Source organism: Oryzifoliimicrobium ureilyticum, from assembly GCF_037199735.1.
In the GTDB taxonomy this organism is placed as follows: domain Bacteria; phylum Pseudomonadota; class Alphaproteobacteria; order Rhizobiales; family Rhizobiaceae; genus Rhizobium; species Rhizobium ureilyticus.
The window spans coordinates 143849-159467 of sequence record NZ_JBBBVQ010000002.1 but is presented as its reverse complement, the minus strand read 5'-3'; the positions used below and the strand labels follow the sequence as shown (position 1 = coordinate 159467).

The window sequence follows — 15619 nt, the reverse complement described above, 5'->3', positions numbered from 1 at the left end:
TGCAAGCTGCCGGCCCTTTATCCGGCGAGATTGGAGAATGACATGCCTGCCGTCCAGGAAACGGTTGATCGCGTCCGCGAGATTGACGTCGATCAGTATAAGTATGGTTTCGAAACTCTGATCGAGACCGATAAGGCCCCCAAGGGCCTATCTGAAGATATTGTACGCTTCATCTCCGCCAAGAAGCAGGAGCCGGAATGGATGCTGGAATGGCGTCTTGAGGCTTATCGGCGTTGGCTGACGATGGAAGAGCCCGTCTGGGCGCGTGTCGATTACCCGAAGATCGACTTCAATGACATTTATTACTATGCCGCACCGAAGAGTACATCGGGGCCACGCTCCCTTGAGGAAGTCGATCCTGAGCTTTTGAAGGTTTATGAGAAGTTGGGGATTCCGCTGCGCGAGCAGGAAATCCTTGCCGGCGTCGAAAAACCGCGTGTCGCGGTCGATGCCGTTTTCGATTCCGTCTCGGTTGTGACGACGTTCAAGGAAGAGCTGAAAAAGGCCGGCGTGATTTTCATGTCAATCTCCGAAGCCGTCCGCGAACATCCGGATCTGGTGCGTCAATATATTGGCTCCGTCGTTCCGACGACCGATAATTACTACGCGACGCTGAACTCGGCGGTCTTTACCGACGGCTCCTTCGTCTTCATTCCGAAAGGCGTTCGTTGCCCGATGGAACTGTCGACATATTTCCGCATCAATGAGAAGAACACCGGTCAGTTTGAACGGACGTTGATTATCGCTGAGGAAGGCGCGTACGTCTCTTATCTAGAAGGCTGCACTGCGCCTCAGCGCGATGAGAACCAACTCCATGCCGCCGTCGTCGAACTGGTCGCGCTTGACGATGCCGAAATCAAATACTCGACCGTGCAGAACTGGTATCCCGGCGACAAGGACGGCAAGGGCGGTATCTACAACTTTGTGACGAAGCGTGGCGATTGCCGCGGCGCGCGGTCGAAGATCTCCTGGACGCAGGTGGAAACCGGTTCAGCCATTACATGGAAGTATCCGAGCTGCATTTTGCGCGGTGACGATAGCCGTGGCGAGTTCTACTCGATCGCCGTGTCGAATGGTCATCAGCAGGTCGATTCCGGCACGAAGATGATCCATCTCGGCAAGAATACATCGAGCCGCATTATCTCCAAGGGTATTGCGGCCGGCGTGTCGCAGAATACCTATCGTGGTCAGGTTTCAGCGCATCGGCGCGCGACCAATGCACGCAATTTCACCCAGTGCGACTCGCTCCTGATCGGTGATAAGTGCGGTGCACATACCGTGCCTTACATCGAAGCAAAGAATGCTTCAGCGCAGTTCGAACACGAAGCAACGACATCCAAGATCTCTGAAGATCAGCTGTTTTACTGCCTGCAGCGCGGGATTCCGGAAGAAGCTGCCATTGCTTTGATCGTCAATGGTTTCGTCAAGGAAGTTCTTCAGGAGCTGCCGATGGAATTTGCCGTTGAAGCGCAAAAGCTCATCTCCATCTCGCTCGAAGGCAGCGTCGGCTGATCAACCAAATTCGTGCGGCTTTGTCGAAGGCCGCCTCACACTGTTTTTACGGAAAAACCTATGCTTGAAATCAGAAACCTGCACGCCCGCATCGCCGAAGACGGTACCGAAATCATTCGCGGCCTCAATCTTACCGTCAAGGCGGGAGAAGTCGCTGCCATCATGGGTCCAAATGGATCTGGAAAGTCGACCCTCTCCTACATCCTTTCGGGTCGCGAAGACTACGAAGTTACCGAAGGCGATATCCTTTACAACGGCGAGAGCATTCTTGAGCTGGATGCGGCCGAGCGCGCTGCCAAAGGCATTTTTCTTGCCTTTCAGTATCCGGTCGAGATTCCAGGCGTTGCAACAATGCAGTTCCTCAAAGTGGCGATGAACGAGCAGCGGAAGGCGCGCGGCGAAGACGAACTCCTGACGCCTGATTTCATGCGGCGCGTCAAGGATGCGGCTGCTAAGCTGCAGATCAATCCGGACATGCTGAAGCGGCCTTTGAATGTGGGCTTTTCGGGCGGCGAGAAAAAGCGCGCCGAAATCCTTCAGATGGCTCTCCTCGAGCCAAGCCTTTGCGTGCTGGATGAGACCGATTCCGGTTTGGACATCGATGCGCTGAAGATCGTTGCCGATGGCGTCAATGCATTGCGTTCGCCCGACCGCGCCGTCATCGTTATCACGCATTATCAGCGCCTCCTGGACTATATCGTGCCGGATACGGTGCATGTCCTCTACAAGGGGCAGGTCATCAAGTCAGGCGACAAGACACTTGCGCATGAACTCGAAGCAAATGGCTACGCTGACATCATCGGGGCTGCCGCCTGAGCCCTCTAAATGCTCGATCAAGAGCATGACGCAGGGCAACGACCACCCCGGAAAGGATGACTTCGATGAATATGCAGACAACTGGCCGGATGACTGCTGCAGAAGCGGCACTCATCGAGGCTTTTAACCAGCAGATCGGCGACCTGCCGGGCGATGGGGCGGTAATCGCTCTGCGCGACCGGTTGCTAGACGATTTGAAGAACGATGGCTTGCCCACTCGAAAAGTGGAGGCATGGCATTACACCGACCTCAAAAACCTCTTGCGTTCGATACCACCCATGGAGGGCGACGTCGGCAGCAAAAAGGTGCTGCCGCTCGTTGAAGGGGCTGAAGTTTTCACTTCACGGCAAGGACAACCTCAGATCCCTGTAAAGCTGAAGGGTGTGACCGTAAGTTCTTATGCAGAAAGCCTTTCCGGGGGAATTGCTGCCCAGCGGCTGAACGCGCTCGGCAAGGATGATGCCATTGGACGGCTCAACGGCAGCTTTGTGCGAGATGGAATTGTCATTGACGCCGATGATGGCGTTGATCTCAAAGCGCCGGTTGAAGTGCAGTTTCTGCATTCGGGCGGACAGATCCACACTCGCATGCCGGTAACTTTCGGCGCCGGCACGAAAGGTGTTTTCATCGAACGTCACCAGGCAGTGACCGATCATGCAGCCTTGGTGAGCCATGTCAGCGACGTCGTCGTAAGCGAAGGCGCAGATGTGACTTATATCATTCTCCAGCAGCAGGCTGCCGATGATACGCATCTTGGCCAACTTCGCGTGGAACTGAAGGCCGACTCGAAGCTTAGACTTTTCGTGATCAATGCCGGCGGCAAGTTGGTTCGACAGGAGCTGCATATTTCGATTAGCGGAGAGAATGTTGACCTTGCTTTGCGCGGGATCAATCTCTTGGGTGGCGACACTCATACCGATCTGACGATGGTTCTTGGTCACAATGTGCCAAACACCGGCTCGACGGATATCATTCGAAATGTGGTGTTCGATCGTGCAAAGGGTGTTTTTCAGGGCATGATCCGCGTTGCGCCGGATGCGCAGAAAACAGATGCACGTATGGCATGCAACACGCTCCTGATGTCGGACGAAGCCGATTTTTCGGCCAAGCCGGAATTGGAGATTTTTGCCGACGATGTGCAGTGCGGACACGGCGCCACCGTCGCCGATATCGATGATAATCATCTTTATTACCTCATGGCGCGCGGCATTCCGGAAAGCAGAGCTCGTGCAATGCTGGTTAACGCTTTCGTTGCTGAAATCGTCGAAGAGCTTGAGGACGAGCCTTTGGTCGAGGCACTTGAGACTGTCATCAGCGATTGGCTGGAGCGGCATGCCTAAGGTGCCAACTCGTCTCGACCACTGCGTGATCCACGTCTGCGATTGGCAGCGAGCGCGGGACTTCTATACCCGCGTTATTGGGGCGCAGGCGGTTGAGACGGAGACAGGCGGGTATGTCTTTCGGCTCGGTGGCCAACAGCTGAATGTGCACGGGCCCGGTCACGTTGCATCTCCTGTTGCGCGCATTCCAGTTGCGCCGGGCAACAGCGACCTTTGCTTTTCGTGGGATGGTCCGATTGAGGATGCCAAAGCGCACCTTGAATCGGAAGGTGTCAGCATTGAGTTGGGGCCGGTCCGCCGCAATGGTGCGAGAGGCGAAGGCACCAGTCTCTATTTTCGTGATCCTGATGGATCGCTCATGGAGTTCATCAGCTATGACGAGTGACGGTGTGACGTTAGTTCAGCGATACGACGTCGAGGCTATCAGGCGCGATTTTCCGATCCTGTCGGAAAAGGTGCATGGCCGGCCTCTTGTTTATCTCGACAACGGTGCTTCGGCGCAAAAACCGCAGGTCGTCATCGATGCCATTGCGCACGCTTATTCGCATGAATACGCCAATGTGCATCGCGGCCTACATTACCTGTCCAATGCCGCCACGGAAGCCTATGAAGCAGCGCGCGAAAAAGTTCGCCGCTTTCTGAATGCACCGTCCGTCGATGACATTGTGTTCACGAAAAACTCCACCGAAGCGATCAACACCGTTGCCTACGGCTGGGCCATGCCGCGGATCAGCGAGGGCGATGAGATCGTTCTATCGATCATGGAGCATCACTCCAACATCGTCCCATGGCATTTCCTCCGTGAGCGCCAGGGTGCAAAGCTAGTCTGGGTGCCGGTTGATGACGATGGGGCATTCCATATCGAAGAATTCGAGAAAAGGCTGACGGATCGCACCAAGCTGATCGCCCTAACGCATATGTCCAACGCTTTGGGCACGATCGTACCGGTGAAGGAAGTCTGCAAAATTGCCAAAGCGCGTGGCATTCCCGTTTTGATCGACGGAAGTCAGGGCGCCGTTCATATGCCCGTCGATGTGCAGGATATAGGCTGCGATTGGTATGTAATGACGGGGCATAAACTCTATGGTCCGTCAGGGATTGGGGTCCTTTTCGGGCGCAAGGAACGGCTTCACGAGATGCGGCCGTTCCAGGGCGGCGGCGAAATGATCTTCGACGTTTCCGAAGAGGCGGTGACTTACAACGAGCCGCCCCACCGGTTCGAGGCGGGAACGCCACCGATCGTCCAGGCCATTGGTCTTGGCTATGCCCTCGACTATATCGACAAACTTGGACGAGATGCGATAGCACGCCACGAGGCGGAGATCGGTGCTTATGCTCAGGAACGGTTGAGTGCAATCAACTCTCTCCGGATGATCGGCACTGCGCCGGGCAAAGGGGCAATCTTTTCCTTCGAGCTTGCTGGCATTCACGCGCACGACATATCGACGTTGATAGATCGTCGGGGTGTTGCAGTTCGTGCCGGCACACATTGCGCCATGCCGCTCTTGAAACGTTTCGGCGTGACCTCCACATGCCGTGCATCATTCGGCCTTTACAACACGCGCGAAGAGGTCGACGCGCTTGCCGACGCACTTGATTATGCGCGCAGCTTCTTTGCCTAAGGAACAACCATGAGCCTGGATGAAAGCGAACAGAAGACCGACGCCCGTGATGGCATTGTCAATTCCAGCATTCCGCAAGAAGAGCTGGCAAGACTGAGCGATGATATCGTCAGCGCGTTGAAGACGGTCTACGATCCTGAAATTCCTGCTGATATTTTTGAACTCGGTCTCGTTTACAAGATCGATATCGAAGACGATCGGATGGTGAAGATCGTGATGACACTGACCGCTCCCGGATGCCCCGTTGCGGGCGAGATGCCGGGATGGGTTGAGAATGCGGTTGGTGCTGTTGAGGGCGTGTCCGGAGTGACGGTCGATCTGACTTTTGATCCACCGTGGACACCTGATCGCATGTCGGAAGAAGCGCAAGTTGCCGTTGGCTGGTACTAAGGACTAGCGACATTCGAGAAGAAAGAGCCGCTGCATCCTATTGAACGGAGCGCTGGCGACGTTTACATCTGAATCGTTCACGCCGGACCTTTCATCCGGTTGCGGAAGGAGAATGAGCCAATGGGCTTTGCAGTAATGACAATGACGCAGGCTGCCGCTAATCGTGTCAAAGAGATCGTCGCCAATTCCGATGCTGATGCAAAAGGCGTTCGTGTGGGGATCAAGAAGGGCGGCTGTGCCGGTATGGAGTATACCGTTGATCTCGTCACGGAACCCAACTCGAAAGACGACCTGATCGAGTGGGATGGTGCAAAAGTATGGATTGAGCCATCGGCTGTTCTTTATCTCCTGGGGACGGAGATGGGGTTTGAAACCACGAAGCTTCGTTCCGGCTTTATCTTTACCAACCCCAATCAGACGTCAGCTTGTGGCTGCGGCGAGTCGGTCGAACTGAAGCCTGCTGATCTTGCAAAACTGGCGGCCGAACGAACAGGCGCGGGTGCGGCTGAGAGTGCTTAAGGAAGCGCGAGTGGATGAGACGGCTTGTGGACTGCAGAGTCAGTCCAAGCCTGTCGTTTGGATTCGATGACGGTTCCAGTTGTGGAGCTATCGGAAAAATGAAATAGAGCCCTACATCAACCTTCCGATTACTCGCTGGGCTTCAATTCATCTTATTCATGCTTCTTCTTTTCCTAAAGGGCGCTTTGCTAGGCGTCATAATTACCGCGCCGCTAGGTCCCATAGGAACGCTCTGTATCAACAGGTCGCTTGAAAAAGGATTTTGGGCCGGATTTTCGGGTGGTCTTGGGACAGCTGTTGGCGATGCGACCTATGCCTTGGTCGCAGTTGCGGGTCTCGCTGCTTTTTCGCAAACAATGTCTGCGGCACGTCTGCCGCTTGCAATCGGTGGCGGTTTGCTTCTGCTGTGGCTCGGCATTCACGGGCTGAGGAAGGGCGAAATAAAAGCTGCCGACATAGGCGCTTCTGGTTTTGTGCGAACAACAGCAGCGACTTTTTTTCTGACTATTTCCAATCCTGCCACCATCCTTTCCTTTGGCGCCTTGTTCGCAGGTCTAGGTCTAACCGACGAGACGCGCAGATTCAGCTCCGCAGTGATTGTAGCAGGTGTTTTTGGGGGATCTTTGTTCTGGTGGTTTTCTCTCAGCGGGCTGGTCAGTTTGGCAAGAGACCGTCTGTCTGACGATTTCACCCACAAGGTTGCCACGGTGACGAACTACCTTTTGATAGGGTTCGGCATTTTTGCATTGGGCGCGGCGGCTTACTCGCTTCTCTAAACCTTGGCTTGTAAGCGTTCGATCTCGACTTGAAGCATTCTGTTGTTGAGCGAGTGTGGAAGAAGCGCCCCGATTCGGGGCGCTCCAATTTCATTACTCTGCCGCTTCCGCGTAAGTTTCGACGGGAGGGCAGGTGCAGATGAGGTTCCTGTCTCCATAGACGTTGTCGACGCGGTTGACCGGCGACCAGTACTTGTCAACCCGGAACGCGCCCGGTGGATAGCAAGCCTGTTCGCGGCTGTAGGGTCTGTCCCATTCGCCGACGAGGTCTTCCACTGTGTGAGGGGCATTCTTGAGTGGGTTATTGGTTCGGTCTGAGCGGCCGTCTTCGATCGCTCGGGCTTCTTCGCGAATGGCCAACATGGCTTCGCAGAAGCGATCAAGTTCAGCTTTGGTTTCAGACTCCGTGGGCTCAATCATCAGCGTTCCGGGCACCGGCCAGCTCATTGTCGGCGCATGGAAGCCGCAATCGATCAGGCGCTTTGCCACGTCATCAACGGTGACGCCTGCGCTATCGGCGAGCGGACGTGTGTCTATGATGCATTCATGGGCAACACGACCGCTTTTCGACTTGTACAACACCTCATAAGCGCCCTTCAGTCTGGCGGCGATATAGTTGGCGTTGAGAATTGCAACCTTCGTTGCCTGGGTGAGGCCTGCACCGCCCATCATCAAGACGTAGCTCCACGAAATCGGCAGGATCGACGCAGAGCCGAAGGCTGCGGCCGAGACTGCACCAGAGCGTCCATCGGTCGATACGTGCCCTGGAAGATAGGGAGCAAGATGCGCCTTGACGCCGATTGGACCCATGCCTGGACCGCCACCGCCATGCGGAATGCAGAAGGTCTTATGCAGGTTAAGATGCGACACATCTGAGCCAATGTCGCCCGGGCGAGCCAAACCGACCATTGCGTTCATATTGGCGCCATCAAGGTAGACCTGTCCGCCATGCTGGTGAACCAGATCGCAGATCTCCTTGACCGTTTCTTCAAAGACGCCATGGGTCGAAGGATAGGTGATCATGCAGCAGGAGAGGTTGGCTGCATGTTGTTCGGCCTTGGCACGGAAGTCGTCCATATCGACGTCGCCGTTTTCCTTCGCCTTAACGGGCACCACCTTCATGCCGACCATCTGCGCTGAGGCAGGATTGGTGCCATGTGCAGAGGTGGGAATGAGGCAGACATCGCGGTGTCCTTCGCCTCGGGCAAGGTGATAGGCGCGGATCGTCAGAAGTCCTGCATACTCTCCCTGTGCGCCGGAATTTGGCTGCATCGAAAATGCGTCATAGCCGGTGATATCGCAGAGCTTTTGCGTCAGATCCTCGATCATTTCGCGGTAGCCGAGCGCCTGATCGGCGGGCACGAACGGGTGAATGTCGGAGAATTCCGGCCAGGTGATGGGTAGCATTTCCGCAGTCGCGTTCAGCTTCATCGTGCAGGAACCGAGCGGGATCATCGCGCGGTCAAGTGCAAGATCTCGATCCGACAGACGGCGGATGTAGCGCGTCATTTCACTTTCGGCGCGGTTCATGTGGAAGATCGGATGCGAAAGGTATTCGCTCGTTCGCAGGAGATCTTTCGGTAGACGATAATCAAGATCGAAATCGCCAATGTTGAAGTTTCCGCCGAACGCGCGCCAGACAGCCTCCAGCGTCGCAGGTCGGGTCCTTTCATCAAGGCTGATCCCGATGCGGGTTTCACCGATCTTGCGAAGGTTCACGCCTTCGGCAACGGCAGAGCGCAAAATGACGCCCTGCATATGGCCGACATCGACCGTGATGGTGTCGAAGAAGGTTTCAGGTTCGACCTTGTAGCCGAGCTTCTCAAGCCCTTTCGCCAGAAGCACGGCCTTTTGGTGGACCTGCTGCGCGATTGCCTGAAGCCCGCGCGGGCCGTGGAAGACTGCATACATCGAAGCCATGACGGCCAGCAGCACCTGCGCGGTGCAGATGTTGGATGTAGCCTTTTCGCGGCGGATGTGTTGCTCGCGCGTTTGTAGCGACAAACGATAGGCACGGTTGCCGCGCGCATCGACGGACACGCCGACAAGGCGGCCCGGCATCGAACGCTTATGCATGTCCTTGACCGCCATGTAGGCAGCATGCGGACCGCCATAACCAACCGGTACGCCGAAACGCTGCGTGGACCCAACGGCAATGTCGGCGCCCATTTCGCCAGGCGGCTTGAGGAGAGTCAAAGACAGGATATCCGCGGCCATGATGGCAATTGCACCCGTCTGGTGCAAGCGGGAGATGAGCCCCGTGAAATCGCGGACATGTCCGTACGTGCCCGGATACTGGAAGATCGCGCCGAACACATCGACGGGATCCAGATCCGTAAAAGGATTACCGACGATAACCGTCCAGCCGAGCGGCTCGGCTCGGGTCTGGATCAGGGAGATCGTTTGCGGGTGGCAATCTGCGTCCACGAAAAACGCCGTTGCCTTGGACTTGGAGACGCGTTCGGCCATAGCCATGGCTTCGGCTGCAGCTGTCGCCTCGTCGAGTAGGGAGGAATTGGCGACGTCAAGACCGGTCAGGTCACAGACCATGGTCTGATAGTTGATCAGAGCTTCAAGGCGACCTTGCGAGATTTCCGGCTGATAAGGTGTGTAAGCCGTGTACCAAGCAGGATTTTCGAGGATTGTGCGCTGGATGACGGGGGGCGTGATGGTGCCGTAATATCCCTGTCCGATGAGCGAAACGAGAAGCTTGTTCTTGTTTGCAGTCTCGCGCAGGCGATCAAGCGCCTCACGCTCTGTCATGGCTGGACCGAAAGCCAGCGGTTCCTTCTGGCGGATAGAGGAAGGAACCGTGTCATCGATCATGGCATCAAGGCTTGAATAGCCAATGACTTTGAGCATGTCCGCCATTTCGGACGGCGAGGGTCCGATATGGCGGCGATTGGCAAAGTCGTAGGGCTGATAGTCCGTGAATTGGAACTCGGTCGGCGTTGTCATTACGCGGTGAGCTCCTTGTAGGCTGCCTCGTCGAGAAGATCGTCGGCATCGGAGAGAGTCTTGAGCTTCAACTTGAAGAACCATCCAGAACCGAGCGGGTCGGAATTGACGAGCGATGGATCATCAACAATTGCCTGATTGACTTCCAGGATCTCGCCGTCGAGCGGACAGTAAACGTCAGAAGCTGCCTTGACTGATTCAACCGTGGCGGCATCTGCATCCTTGGTGAAGGTTGAGCCAACTTCAGGCAGCTCGACAAACACGAGATCGCCAAGCTGATCGGCAGCGTATGCCGTAATGCCGACGGTCGCGACGTCGCCTTCAAGCTTCAACCATTCGTGTTCTTTGGTATATTTCAGCATGTTTTATTCCTCTCCGGGATAATGGGTTTTTCGCCCGCTGATCATGCTGCGGACAAAAGAAGCTTGAACTTGGTTATCGCTTGTAGGTCTGGGTTACGAAGGGCAGGGCGGTCACGACTAACGGGAGGTATTTTCCGCGGACTTCCGCGAAAACCTGCGTTCCCGGCTTGGAAAACTCCGTCGGCAGATAACCCATGGCAACGGGACTTTCAGCACTGGGGCCGAAGCCACCCGACGTGACCTCGCCAAGAAGTGTTGACCCTTCCATGTCCGCATAAAGTTTGGCGTGCGAGCGCACAGGTGCCTTTCCTTCAGGCTTCAGACCGATGCGCCGGCGCGATGCGCCATTCGAGAGTTCATTGAGAATTCGCTCTGCACCCGGAAATCCACCAGCGCGGGTACCACCTGTTCTCCTGGTTTTCTGGATAGCCCATTCGAGACCCGCTTCGATGGGAGACGTCGCGGTGTCGATATCATTGCCGTAAAGGCAAAGGCCTGCCTCAAGCCGAAGACTGTCCCGCGCACCGAGCCCAATTGGAGAAACATCCGGATGCTCAAGCAGAAGCGAAACAATCTCTGTTGCTTTGTGAACGGGTATCGAGATTTCAAATCCATCTTCGCCGGTATAGCCCGAACGCGACACGAGACATGCTACGTCGTGCAGCCTGCATTGAGCGACATCCATGAATTTCATTGCGGCGATATCGGCCCAAAGTTCGGCAAGGACGAAAACGGCGCGGGGGCCCTGCAATGCAATCAAGGCTCGATCCAGAATTTTGATCTCGCAAACATCGCCAATATGCTGTTCGAGATGCTCTACATCCGCCGTCTTGCACGAGGCATTGACGACAACGAACAGATGATCGTTGACATGTGCGATCATCAGATCGTCAAGGATGCCACCCTGGTCATCGGTAAAGAAGCCGTAACGCTGACGGCCTTGTGACAGACCCAATATATCGACGGGAACCAGGCTCTCCAGGGCGAGCGCGGCATCTTCATACCGGCCCGATTTCGCTCTTACGATCACCTGGCCCATGTGAGAGACATCGAAAAGGCCGGCTTGCGATCGCGTGTGCAAATGCTCTTTCATGACCCCTGCAGGATATTGCACCGGCATCTCATAGCCTGCAAAAGGCACCATTCTCGCGCCCAGCGAAAGATGCAGTTCATGCAAGGGTGTCTTTCTAAGATCGACTGTTTCGGTCAAGCGACATCTCCGGTAAGACGCCCAAAATAGGCGCGAGCTCTTTCAGGAAGGCAGAATTCGCCTTCCGATGAGCCCCCTCTGTCTTTCTTGCCTGAGATTGTTATCCCTTCGGCGAACGCTTTCGCGTTTCTCTCCAGAGTTCCGTCTGCCACCTGCTGGTCCTTCGGCCTGAGAGTTTCCGGGGCGGTTGCTCCTTCGGCACCGGCCGCAAAAAAACGCCCGGATTCTCCCAACAGGTTATGGGCAATTATCGATGGCACAGCTGTCTTGGCAAGAGGGAAATGTCGCCGTCGAACAAAAATTCGTCGCCGAGCGGAAAAAGCCTAGTCGTTTTCGTAGGCGTCCTGAGCGTGGCGGAAGTTTTGTTCCGGGTGATGAAAGCCGAGATCGAGAAGATTGAGTGCCACTTCTGCCGAGTGAATAACCATATTCGGTTCTGCATCCGGCTCTGCTTCGCCGTCACTTGCTTGGTGCTCGGCGACCCGGCGCGCTTCTTTCGCCGCAATGATATTAGGCTTCCGCAGGGGAATTCGGAGGCTTTCAAAAGCGGCGGCGGCCGTGGTCGCCGATATGGGTCCAGGCAGATCGGTCATGGAATGAATATACACCAGAGCAACTAATCGAAATCCTAAAAGAATCGTTTCGAATTTAACGAGTTGCAGAAAATAGATGGGAGAACGCAATCTTTGCGCAGATCACAACTCTATTGGCATTGCCGACAAGGTCAGCGATCCATCTATCGCAGCTGCGTCCGCGATTAGAATTTCCGTTTTCAGTCGAAATGTTCTAAAGCCGAGGCAAAATCAAAGCCTCGAGCGTTATTCCGTTACGAAAGAACATGTATGGCAGGAATTGAGCATATCCAAGTCGAACCCGACGAAGCGGGGATGCGGCTCGATCGCTGGTTCAAAATCCATTATCCAGGCCTTGGCTTTGGTCCCCTACAGAAGCTTCTGCGTTCTGGGCAAATTCGTGTGGATGGCGGACGAGTGAAGGCGGATGCGCGGGTGCAGCCGGGGCAGATGGTCCGTGTGCCGCCGCTCGATGTGGATGCTAAAGCGAAAGCCGGGCCTATTGCCTCGAGAGACCTGAAGCATTCCGGCGACGGCGAGCTTTTGTCGCGGATGGTGTTGCACGAAGACGAGAAGGTGATCGTCCTCAACAAACCTGCAGGCCTGGCTGTGCAGGGCGGATCGGGCGTCAATCGTCATATCGATAAAATGCTGGAGGCGTGGACAAACCAGCGCGGCGAAAAGCCGAGGCTGGTTCATCGCCTGGACCGCGATACCTCTGGCGTTCTTGTTATTGCGCGTACGCGTGGTGCAGCGCAAAAACTAACGGCCGCCTTTCGCGAGCGCGACACGAAGAAGACGTACTGGTCGCTCGTCAAGGGCGTGCCTCGCAAGCGCGAGGATCGCATTTCGACCTGGCTTGTGAAGGAAGCGACACCGGATGGCGATCGCATGCGGACGGCCAAGCACGGAGAAGAAGGAGCAGACCACGCGATCTCCTACTATCGCATTGTCGAAACGGCTGCACATCGATTTGCCTGGCTGGAGATGGAGCCATATACCGGCAGAACGCATCAGCTTCGCGTGCATGCTTTGCATATAGGTCACCCTATCATCGGCGATCCCAAATATTTCATCGATGATCCGAACTGGGATTTTCCTGGAGGCGTTCAAAAGCGGCTTCATCTGCACGCGCGCCACATCGACATTCCGCATCCCTCCGGCGGTCGGCTGCGGGTGACTGCACCTTTGCCGCCCCATATGGTGCAGACCTGGAACCTTCTTGGATTTGATGAGAATGCGGCCGGGAGTTTCGACGAGGAATGAAGCTTGCGCTTTTCGATTGCGACGGCACCCTTGTTGACAGTGCTGGTCTTATTCATGAAGTCATGGTCAGAACCTTCGCTCAGTTTGGCCATCATCTGCCTGATGTAAGCGACACGAAATCGATCATCGGATTGACCTTGGACCTCACTATTGCGCGCCTTCTCGGCCGCGTTCATGTCGATGAGGACTCGATATCCATGGCCGCTTATTACAAGGCCATTTACGCCGAGGTGCGGGCGGAGCCGGGCAGGGAGGTTCGCCTCTATGACAATATCTCTGCGGTAATCGACAGCCTCGCAGCGCGTGAGGATGTTCTGATCGGCGCGGTCACCGGAAAGTCCCGGCGTGGATTGGAACAAGTGCTCCAGGTACACGGTTTCAAACCACACTTTGTGGTCTCGCGAACCGCCGATGACTGTCCTTCTAAGCCTCACCCAGCTATGGTAACGGAATGCTGCGATGAAGTCGGCGTTCAGCCATCTGAAGCGATCGTTATCGGCGATGCCATCTATGACATGCTGATGGCAAAGGCTGCTGGAGCACAGGCAGTCGGCGTGGCATGGGGCTATGCGAGTACGGCTGCTCTCAAGGAGGCGGGAGCAGATGCAATCGCCGAACAGCCCAGCGATATTCTCGCTTACATCTGACAAGGGGTTATTATGCGCGATCTGTTGAACGACCTTTCCGAGGGCCTGAGCCATCCGGACCCTATTCGGCGCGCACAAATCCAGATGAAAAAGGCGCTGCCAAAGAAGTTCTACAGCGCTGTCACGGTGGCGGGTTCAATGGAGGAAGAGTTTCGGATCGAACTCGATGGAAAGCCGATCCGGACGCCTGCCCGGCAATTGTTGAAAGTCCCAAGTTCGCTTCTCGCAGATCTCATTGCTTTCGAGTGGCGAGAACAGGGCGAGGAGATCGATCCTTCCTCTATGCCGGTGACGCGCTTGGTCAATACGGCAATCGATGGCGTTGCGAATGATCGCCAAGCCGTCCTCGAAGACATCATTCGTTTTTCGACGAGCGACTTGCTTTGCTATCGTGCCGATGGTCCGGAGGCACTCGTTGAGCGACAGCGTGAGCGTTGGGACCCTGTTTTGGATTGGGCGGCAAGCGAGTTCGGTGCGCGCTTCATCCTGATCGAGGGTGTGATTCATCATAACCAACCTGCTGAGGCAATTTCCGCATTTGCGTCGAGATTGGCCCGTTACGATGACGCCTTCCAACTTGCAGCCCTTCACACAATGACCACGCTGACGGGTTCTGCTTTGCTGGCGCTTGCCTTTGCCGGCGGTTTTATTTCGATGCAAGACGTGTGGAACCTTGCCCATCTCGATGAAGATTGGACGATCGAGCAATGGGGGTCGGACGAGGAGGCTGAGAAAAGACGGGCTTGGCGATTTGCAGAATTCAAGGCTGCCGCTGACGTTTTCCAGACAATAAGCCGCTGATACGTCTTGCTTTCTTGACCGGAATGCCCAAACTTGACGCGAACTTCAGGGAGGGCGTATGGGGTTGCGAAAGTTTAGCTATTGCTTGGCCGTGCCAGCTCTCTTCTCATTGGCGGGATGTATTGGCTTTGAGAAGGCCGAGACCGGCCCGGTATATGACGTTCGCAATGCGCTCGTTACCGCAGGTCCAGGCATTGCTTCGGAATTGATGCTCGGGGTCGGAGATCGCGTCAACGCTGCGATCAACGCCACGGTCAGGCAGCAGGTCTATCCACGTGTCATCTTGACAATCCGCATTGCCAGCGTGGAAAAGAAACAAGGCATTCAAAAGAACAGGAATGTCGCTCATGTCAGCGTCGATGCCGCGTCAGTCGATGATGGCTCCGTCATCGCGGTTAGTTCCTTTGCGGTAGCAAGCATTGCCTATGACGACAACTCTGCAGATCAGATTCTTGCTGAAGATATTGCAGCACGCGTGCGATCGATCTTTCAGCTGAGCACGCCGAGGCGCTGATTTGGCGAGGCATGCATATTCTCGTGCAGATGTGCCGACGACGCGAAACCATTTGTCAAGATCCGTAAAAGGCGATCCGCCAGTGTCGAGATCCTGAGGGTCGTTAGAAACCTGGAGCACTGCATGAAGCCCGAGCAAAGAATTCAGCATGTGGAAGCGATGATTGCGCGGCTACAGGATGACGCAGAATGGCTGCGGCAGACTGGCTTTTGGACGGAGGCGGCGTCCAACGACGCTCTCGTTGCCGAAATTGAGAAGGCGGTCGAGGTCTATGTTAGCTTGTTCAGAGAATCGACGAGGCCAACCGGTTAATT

17 protein-coding genes and 1 riboswitch are annotated in these 15619 nt (G+C 55.5%); of the genes, 13 read left to right on the top strand and 4 right to left on the bottom strand.

The features are described 5' to 3' along the window. The first annotated feature begins 42 nt into the window (after positions 1–42). From sufB to VQ830_RS03885, 8 genes are all read left to right on the top strand, one after another. Positions 43–1512 carry a Fe-S cluster assembly protein SufB gene (gene sufB, locus VQ830_RS03920; protein WP_337266769.1) on the top strand — a complete coding sequence of 490 codons (1470 nt, stop codon included), beginning with the start codon at positions 43–45 and terminating at the stop codon, positions 1510–1512. 60 nt (positions 1513–1572) lie between these two features. Next, positions 1573–2328 (top strand): Fe-S cluster assembly ATPase SufC, encoded by a 756-nt coding sequence (sufC, locus tag VQ830_RS03915; RefSeq protein WP_337266768.1) that lies wholly within the window; start codon positions 1573–1575, stop codon positions 2326–2328. 65 nt (positions 2329–2393) lie between these two features. Next, on the top strand, positions 2394–3668 hold the full coding sequence (gene sufD, locus VQ830_RS03910) for a Fe-S cluster assembly protein SufD (protein WP_337266767.1): 1275 nt from the start codon (positions 2394–2396) through the stop codon (positions 3666–3668). Further along, positions 3661–4053 (top strand): VOC family protein, encoded by a 393-nt coding sequence (locus VQ830_RS03905; protein WP_337266766.1) that lies wholly within the window; start codon positions 3661–3663, stop codon positions 4051–4053. Before sufD ends, VQ830_RS03905 begins: the two co-directional genes overlap by 8 nt. After that, positions 4043–5290 carry a cysteine desulfurase gene (locus tag VQ830_RS03900; RefSeq protein WP_337266765.1) on the top strand — a complete coding sequence of 416 codons (1248 nt, stop codon included), beginning with the start codon at positions 4043–4045 and terminating at the stop codon, positions 5288–5290. The genes VQ830_RS03905 and VQ830_RS03900 overlap by 11 nt, the downstream gene beginning before the upstream one ends. 9 nt (positions 5291–5299) lie before the next feature. After that, positions 5300–5680: an SUF system Fe-S cluster assembly protein gene (locus VQ830_RS03895; protein WP_337266764.1), complete on the top strand. Its 381-nt coding sequence runs from the start codon at positions 5300–5302 to the stop codon at positions 5678–5680. Positions 5681–5800: 120 nt separating this feature from the next. Further along, positions 5801–6199 carry a Fe-S cluster assembly scaffold SufA gene (gene sufA, locus VQ830_RS03890; protein WP_337266763.1) on the top strand — a complete coding sequence of 133 codons (399 nt, stop codon included), beginning with the start codon at positions 5801–5803 and terminating at the stop codon, positions 6197–6199. A gap of 158 nt (positions 6200–6357) precedes the next feature. Then, positions 6358–6975 carry a LysE family transporter gene (locus VQ830_RS03885; RefSeq protein WP_337266762.1) on the top strand — a complete coding sequence of 206 codons (618 nt, stop codon included), beginning with the start codon at positions 6358–6360 and terminating at the stop codon, positions 6973–6975. A 93-nt stretch (positions 6976–7068) separates the two neighbouring features. Here VQ830_RS03885 and gcvP read toward each other — a convergent pair whose 3' ends face one another. The 4 genes from gcvP to VQ830_RS03865 all read right to left on the bottom strand — a co-directional run bounded on the left by gcvP (position 7069) and on the right by VQ830_RS03865 (position 12188). Beyond that, a complete protein-coding gene (gcvP, locus tag VQ830_RS03880) occupies positions 7069–9933 on the bottom strand; it encodes an aminomethyl-transferring glycine dehydrogenase (protein ID WP_337266761.1) in 2865 nt (954 codons plus the stop codon). After that, positions 9933–10295 carry a glycine cleavage system protein GcvH gene (gcvH, locus tag VQ830_RS03875; protein ID WP_337266760.1) on the bottom strand — a complete coding sequence of 121 codons (363 nt, stop codon included), beginning with the start codon at positions 10293–10295 and terminating at the stop codon, positions 9933–9935. Before gcvH ends, gcvP begins: the two co-directional genes overlap by 1 nt. 73 nt (positions 10296–10368) lie before the next feature. After that, positions 10369–11505, bottom strand: a complete 1137-nt coding sequence (gene gcvT, locus VQ830_RS03870; RefSeq protein ID WP_337266759.1) for a glycine cleavage system aminomethyltransferase GcvT — start codon at positions 11503–11505, stop codon at positions 10369–10371. Positions 11506–11651: 146 nt separating this feature from the next. Beyond that, positions 11652–11747, bottom strand: a riboswitch (glycine riboswitch). Between the two features lie 81 nt (positions 11748–11828). Further along, positions 11829–12188 (bottom strand): hypothetical protein, encoded by a 360-nt coding sequence (locus tag VQ830_RS03865; protein ID WP_337266758.1) that lies wholly within the window; start codon positions 12186–12188, stop codon positions 11829–11831. A 159-nt stretch (positions 12189–12347) separates the two neighbouring features. Between VQ830_RS03865 and VQ830_RS03860 the strand changes: the two genes are divergently transcribed. The 5 genes from VQ830_RS03860 to VQ830_RS03840 all read left to right on the top strand — a co-directional run bounded on the left by VQ830_RS03860 (position 12348) and on the right by VQ830_RS03840 (position 15617). Further along, complete coding sequence (locus tag VQ830_RS03860) at positions 12348–13343, top strand: RluA family pseudouridine synthase (protein WP_337266757.1); 996 nt, start codon at positions 12348–12350, stop codon at positions 13341–13343. Further along, positions 13340–13990 (top strand): HAD-IA family hydrolase, encoded by a 651-nt coding sequence (locus VQ830_RS03855; RefSeq protein ID WP_337266756.1) that lies wholly within the window; start codon positions 13340–13342, stop codon positions 13988–13990. The genes VQ830_RS03860 and VQ830_RS03855 overlap by 4 nt, the downstream gene beginning before the upstream one ends. A gap of 12 nt (positions 13991–14002) precedes the next feature. Then, on the top strand, positions 14003–14791 hold the full coding sequence (locus VQ830_RS03850) for an ATP12 family chaperone protein (protein WP_337266755.1): 789 nt from the start codon (positions 14003–14005) through the stop codon (positions 14789–14791). A gap of 58 nt (positions 14792–14849) precedes the next feature. Then, a complete protein-coding gene (locus VQ830_RS03845; protein ID WP_337266754.1) occupies positions 14850–15305 on the top strand; it encodes a hypothetical protein in 456 nt (151 codons plus the stop codon). A 123-nt stretch (positions 15306–15428) separates the two neighbouring features. Next, positions 15429–15617, top strand: a complete 189-nt coding sequence (locus tag VQ830_RS03840; protein ID WP_337266753.1) for a hypothetical protein — start codon at positions 15429–15431, stop codon at positions 15615–15617. Positions 15618–15619 lie beyond the last annotated feature (2 nt).

Excerpts from the sequence above, each read along its gene's own strand:
- sufB (WP_337266769.1), top strand. The coding sequence starts at position 43 with ATGCCTGCCGTCCAGGAAACGGTTGATCGCGTCCGCGAGATTGACGTC.
- sufC (WP_337266768.1), top strand. The coding sequence starts at position 1,573 with ATGCTTGAAATCAGAAACCTGCACGCCCGCATCGCCGAAGACGGTACC.
- sufD (WP_337266767.1), top strand. The coding sequence starts at position 2,394 with ATGAATATGCAGACAACTGGCCGGATGACTGCTGCAGAAGCGGCACTC.
- VQ830_RS03905 (WP_337266766.1), top strand. The coding sequence starts at position 3,661 with ATGCCTAAGGTGCCAACTCGTCTCGACCACTGCGTGATCCACGTCTGC.
- VQ830_RS03900 (WP_337266765.1), top strand. The coding sequence starts at position 4,043 with ATGACGAGTGACGGTGTGACGTTAGTTCAGCGATACGACGTCGAGGCT.
- VQ830_RS03895 (WP_337266764.1), top strand. The coding sequence starts at position 5,300 with ATGAGCCTGGATGAAAGCGAACAGAAGACCGACGCCCGTGATGGCATT.
- sufA (WP_337266763.1), top strand. The coding sequence starts at position 5,801 with ATGGGCTTTGCAGTAATGACAATGACGCAGGCTGCCGCTAATCGTGTC.
- VQ830_RS03885 (WP_337266762.1), top strand. The coding sequence starts at position 6,358 with ATGCTTCTTCTTTTCCTAAAGGGCGCTTTGCTAGGCGTCATAATTACC.
- gcvP (WP_337266761.1), bottom strand. The coding sequence starts at position 9,933 with ATGACAACGCCGACCGAGTTCCAATTCACGGACTATCAGCCCTACGAC.
- gcvH (WP_337266760.1), bottom strand. The coding sequence starts at position 10,295 with ATGCTGAAATATACCAAAGAACACGAATGGTTGAAGCTTGAAGGCGAC.
- VQ830_RS03860 (WP_337266757.1), top strand. The coding sequence starts at position 12,348 with ATGGCAGGAATTGAGCATATCCAAGTCGAACCCGACGAAGCGGGGATG.
- VQ830_RS03855 (WP_337266756.1), top strand. The coding sequence starts at position 13,340 with ATGAAGCTTGCGCTTTTCGATTGCGACGGCACCCTTGTTGACAGTGCT.
- VQ830_RS03850 (WP_337266755.1), top strand. The coding sequence starts at position 14,003 with ATGCGCGATCTGTTGAACGACCTTTCCGAGGGCCTGAGCCATCCGGAC.
- VQ830_RS03845 (WP_337266754.1), top strand. The coding sequence starts at position 14,850 with ATGGGGTTGCGAAAGTTTAGCTATTGCTTGGCCGTGCCAGCTCTCTTC.
- VQ830_RS03840 (WP_337266753.1), top strand. The coding sequence starts at position 15,429 with ATGAAGCCCGAGCAAAGAATTCAGCATGTGGAAGCGATGATTGCGCGG.